Origin of the sequence: Citrobacter sp. wls826 (genome assembly GCF_005281245.1) — a bacterium.
GTDB classification, from domain to species: Bacteria; Pseudomonadota; Gammaproteobacteria; order Enterobacterales; family Enterobacteriaceae; genus Citrobacter; species Citrobacter braakii.
In genome coordinates this window covers 15066-20150 of sequence record NZ_SZWS01000032.1, presented here as the reverse complement: position 1 = coordinate 20150, position 5085 = coordinate 15066, and the positions used below count along the sequence as shown (strand labels likewise).

5 protein-coding genes are annotated in these 5085 nt (G+C 46.2%); 1 reads left to right on the top strand and 4 read right to left on the bottom strand.

The annotated features are described in order from the left end of the window. Nucleotides 1-35 precede the first annotated feature (35 nt). Entirely contained in the window at nt 36-557 is a 522-nt protein-coding gene (locus FDW87_RS08115) for a hypothetical protein (RefSeq protein ID WP_016155709.1), read from the bottom strand. Nucleotides 558-678: 121 nt separating this feature from the next. Continuing rightward, nucleotides 679-2295: a multicopper oxidase CueO gene (gene cueO, locus FDW87_RS08110; protein ID WP_137379619.1), complete on the bottom strand. Its 1617-nt coding sequence runs from the start codon at nt 2293-2295 to the stop codon at nt 679-681. A gap of 153 nt (nt 2296-2448) precedes the next feature. Between cueO and FDW87_RS08105 the strand changes: the two genes are divergently transcribed. Next, nucleotides 2449-2796 (top strand): YacC family pilotin-like protein, encoded by a 348-nt coding sequence (locus FDW87_RS08105; RefSeq protein ID WP_003018667.1) that lies wholly within the window; start codon nt 2449-2451, stop codon nt 2794-2796. Between the two features lie 508 nt (nt 2797-3304). On the opposite strand, the gene FDW87_RS08095 is transcribed toward FDW87_RS08105, so the two are convergent. Together FDW87_RS08095 and yacL are read right to left on the bottom strand one after the other, a co-directional pair. Next, a complete protein-coding gene (locus tag FDW87_RS08095) occupies nt 3305-4519 on the bottom strand; it encodes a rhomboid family intramembrane serine protease (RefSeq protein ID WP_049281552.1) in 1215 nt (404 codons plus the stop codon). A gap of 113 nt (nt 4520-4632) precedes the next feature. Next, nucleotides 4633-4995: a protein YacL gene (gene yacL, locus FDW87_RS08090; protein WP_016155706.1), complete on the bottom strand. Its 363-nt coding sequence runs from the start codon at nt 4993-4995 to the stop codon at nt 4633-4635. Between the last annotated feature and the right edge of the window lie 90 nt (nt 4996-5085).

Here is a 5085-nt window from a genome sequence, read left to right as displayed (position 1 = left end):
AAATGGACAACGCCCGCTAATCAGCGGGCGTTTTTTTATTCAAACTTCAGTGACAGTAACGACGCTTTTGCGGCTTCCTGATACTGAGCCACAAGATCTTTGGTCATATTGAAGGAGACCTGCACCGCTTTCTCGTTTTGCGAGGTAATCAGCAGCATATTGAGAATTTCAGTATCCGGCGCTTGAGAACGGAAAGTAATCAGCCACGCTTTATGTCCATCAACCGTGACAGGTTCCGCCTGCGGCTTGAAGTTGGTCAGCATCTTCAGTGTCGCATCCTTTGCCATATCCAACTGAGCGGCAGGCAACGCGTTGCGCCCGGCGGTAATACCTAGAGACGCTTTACCGCGTTCGTCACCGTAAATCACCTGTGGACGGTTTTCAGAAGGGTATTTGATTTTTGCCATTTCGTCCGGCATTGGCGTGAGCGTCTGCGGAATTTCGAGACTTAAATTCAGTTTTGAAATCTGTTGGCGTTCCATCTTCATCGCAGCCTGTGCCGAAACCGCCAGAAGCATAATAAAAGATGCCGTCAGTACTTTACGCAAAAGGGTCATGAATACCTCGTGATGAGTGAGTAACCTCATCAGTATATGAATGCCTTTACTCGACGATAGAGTAATAATCCGTTTTTGAAATAAACATTTAGCGGATAGCGCCACCGCTATCCGCCGCTGTTTATACGGTAAAACCGAGCATCATCCCGGTATCCTCATGCTCTAACAAATGGCAGTGCGCCATATAGGCATGTTCCTTTGGCGCGTCGTGGTCAAATTTCACCAGCACCTCGCTCACGCCGCCCTCAACCCGCACCGTATCTTTCCATCCCGCGCGGTGCGCAGCAGGTGCTTTGCCATTTTCAGACAGAATACGGAACTGCGTGCCGTGAATGTGGAACGGATGCAGCATCATGTCGCCCTGACCGGAAATCACCCAGCGTTCGTGTTGACCTTTCGCCGCGGCAAACATCGGTTTATTCATATCAAACGCCTGACCATTAATCCGGTTGGCATTATGGAAATCGAATGTTCCATGCTTCATGTTGCCCATGTCACCATGCTGCATATTCCCCATCTCACCGTGGTTCATATTGCCATGCTTCATGTTCCCGTGGCCCATATTGTCATTATTCATATGGCCCATCATCTTGCCATGATCCATACCCGCCATAGCCTGAGCGCCGTACTTCTTCATCAACATTTGCATGCCCATCATGTCGAGCATTGGGTCCATCGATAATTGCAGTTTGCGCACCATCAGCCCCTCAAGCGATGGCAGCGCCGGCATGGATGTCAGCGTATCCGGCAACGTGCCGGAAGCGGTAATCAGCAGCGGCTGAACGCGCATCACCGGATGCGGCTTATCAAATGGCGCAATCGCCATGCCCATCTGACCCACAGGCAGAGTGACCAGATCAAACGCTTTACCGTCGCTCACATCCACCAGCACTTCAAAGCGTTCGCCCATCAGCATAGGAAGTTCGGTTACTTTTACTGGCTCCGCCAACAGTCCGCCGTCGCTGGCAATAACGTACAAAGGACGATTGTCGCTGGCCGCGATATTCAGTGAGCGTGCGTTACAACCATTTAGCAGACGCAGGCGCAACCAACCGCGCGGTGCAGCATGCTGAGGATAAATCGCCCCATTGGTCAGCAGCGTATCGCCAAACCAACCGACGGCAGCGGTCATGATGTCCAGTTGATAGTTAACCTGACCATCAGCAGAGAACTGTTTATCCTGAATAATCACCGGCACATCATCAATGCCCCACTGCTTAGGCAGCAGCAGCTTGCGAATCTCTTCATCTTCAATCAGCACCAGTCCGGCCAGGCCCATCGCCACCTGATGACCGGTCTTCCCATGCTGATGCGGGTGGAACCAGCAGGTTGCCGCGCGCTGATCCGGTGTGAAGGTCACTGAACGTTTCCCACCCGCCGGAATAATACCTTGCGGGCCACCGTCGACTTCACCGGGGATTTCCAGCCCGTGCCAGTGCAACGTCGTCTCTTCGGCAAGCTGGTTATGGATATCCACCGTCACCGATTGCCCTTTGCTCAGCTTGACCGCCGGCCCGAGCAAACTGCCGTTATATCCCCAGGTCGTGGCTGTTTTACCGGCAAAACTCGACTGTCCGGCTTGCACGATCAGTTGCATACGGTTAGAGGCATCTGCGGTTAACAGGTCTGGAATGGGTAATGCGGGACGGTCTGCAGCAAATACGCTCCGGCTCCACAGAGGTAACGCTGACGCGACGCCCAGCGCCACGGAGTACTTTAAAAAGTCACGACGTTGCATAATCACTTCCTTATATTCAGCAGCTTAAGCAGGCTATCTTTTAAGCATAAGCCCTCCCCTTACGGGAAGGTCAAGTAAACGGCTAATAATAAAGGTCGTCGCTTCGCTCGCAGTGTGCTAACGTTTAAATTCCGTTATGCAGTGGTAGAAGCAATGAAGACGTTTTTCAGAACCGTTTTGTTCGGCAGCCTGATGGCCGTATGCGCAAACAGCTACGCGCTTAGTGAGTCCGAAGCCGAAGATATGGCCGATTTAACGGCAGTTTTTGTTTTTCTGAAAAATGACTGTGGATACCAGAATTTGCCAAATGGGCAGATTCGTCGCGCACTGGTCTTTTTTGCCCAGCAAAACCAGTGGGACCTGAGTAATTACGACACCTTCAATATGAAAGCGTTGGGTGAAGACAGCTACCGCGACCTCAGCGGTATTGGCATCCCAACGGCCAAGAAATGCAAAGCGCTGGCACGTGACTCCCTGAGCCTGTTGGCTTACGTTAAATAGCCTCTATCCACTGAAACGTCTATTGAAACAATGACTGGGCATTCCCTGTCATTGTTTACTTTGGATCACCAAGATCACATCATTTTTGAAAACGAAGATTTTGGCTGCTGGATGACGTGGTGCAAATCACCGAGCGCGATGAGTTTATGAATCATGAAATGATGGCCCACGTTCCTGTATTGGCCCATAGCCATGCCAGGAATATGCTGATTATCAAGAGGGGGGACGACGCTATACCGAGTGAAGTACCACGTTCGCGACTTCACCTACGACGTGAACAAGGAAAATATCTTTCATACTAAGATTTTACTGAAAGAAATCTACCTTCAGCACTGCACGTCCCATACTGAACCGAAAGAGTTTAGAGAAGAGGAACCTAATGTCATCACCGGTCTGCTCTGGAGAGAGATACGCGAAATCTACTCCCCCCATAATATACAAGTAATTTTATCTAACTTCACATTCAGACACCGATTTTCAACACAGGTCTTGTGACAAAAATTGTTTATTACCACCGACGACAAATTGTAGTTCTGCACCGCTCTAAAGAAACAGCATTAAATATTAATTCAGGGATATTCTCAAATATTTTACTAGAGTTATCATTCACGATCACTGATTCGTTAAATTGATGTTCAGCTTCAAAATATTTTTTGATATCTACAGATGAATTTGGATAATTTTTAAAAGAAATATTAACAAGTTTTTGTCGGGCCACGCAATAATTACTAATTATTTCTATACTATGTTTTTCAGTTTCACTTATCTTTTCAGAACGCAGATCCTCAGTAATATTTATACAATTATTCAAATCCTCTTCAATACGCTCTTTAATTCTTAAGCCATATTTATAAAACAACCCCCTCATTTTTTCACAGTCGATTAGTTCAGATCGAACAATACTTCCGCTTTCAACACTAGCATCAACACATTGGTTAAAAAATCTAAAATCTATCGGTTGGTCTGGGGCACCCTCTCGCATGTCTTTCACAATAAACTCTAATCTAGAAAGTCGAACGAACTTAATATTCTCAGGAATTGAATATTTAGCAAGCACAGCACCTTCAATTATACACACTGTCATGATCAGAATTATTGAAACCTTGCCTGGTTTTTTAAAAAAATGGGTCTTCCCATCTACACTTAGGGCACCTAAGACGAACCCAGTAACAAAACCACCCAAATGTGCCATGTTATCTACAGGCAGAAATAATCCTAAACATATTACAATAATAACATTGGTGAAAATTTTAGAAAATGGAAGCTCGATCTTGTTACACAATCCAAAAGCTAGCAAATAGCCGGTAATACCAAGAATGGCTCCTGATGCTCCACAACTAACTATCAACTCATATCGATGAACTACAGCACTTAATATCCCTCCAGCGATACCAGATAACATATAGACAGCAATAAAAACTCTACGTGAAAACATGTTTTCAAACAAAAAACCAATCCCAAGTAGTGCAATCATATTAGAGAAAAAATGAAAAATACTTAAATGCATAAACATGCTACTTAAAAGTCTCCAGTATTCACCTGATAGGGTTAACGGAGACGCATTCCCTCCCCATGCAATGATGAATGAGGATGCTTGATATAAATTAAACGCCCGCGAATCCAAATAAGCCGAAAAAACAAAGAAAACAAAATTAACAAAAACAAGAACCGCAGTAACAGCCCATTTACTATTTTTAAACCCACTTATCTTTAGATAACTCATGATTGATAATCCCTGTTTCTGATTTACTTTCATCCATAAAATTTAGACATCTTGTTAATTCACAAGATGTCTAAATTTAAAACCTCCCAGTTAATTACACAACCCTAAGAAGATCATTTTTGCTTTAAAAATTCACGATAAGCCGCCACGACCTGAAGAAAGTCCTCTACGCCGCAAAGTGAAAAGCTCTCTTCGTCGTAGTAGCTCATCCCCTCTTCCATTTCATCTCCGGAGAATTCCAGCTGATTGGCGCGCACCATCACCTCTTCACCATCCAGCCAGAGCGTGTATTCATGCCCTGCTCGCTGCCAGGAGCGCTCACTGCCCTTCACCGCATGCGCCGCCTGTTCCACTTCATCAAGTAAGGCCAGGTTTTCTTTCACTTCTTCGTTAAACCAGTGCCCCACCACCTCGTGGCCCATGGACATACGCACTTTTACCACTCCGGTAATATCGCGCAGAAATTCGTAATCCATAATGTCTTCCTCTGCTCCCGGCAATGCGCCAATACCGCATTGCACCTTGCTGTAATTATCGCAGCAGCGCGGCAGAAAAAAAGCGTAGCG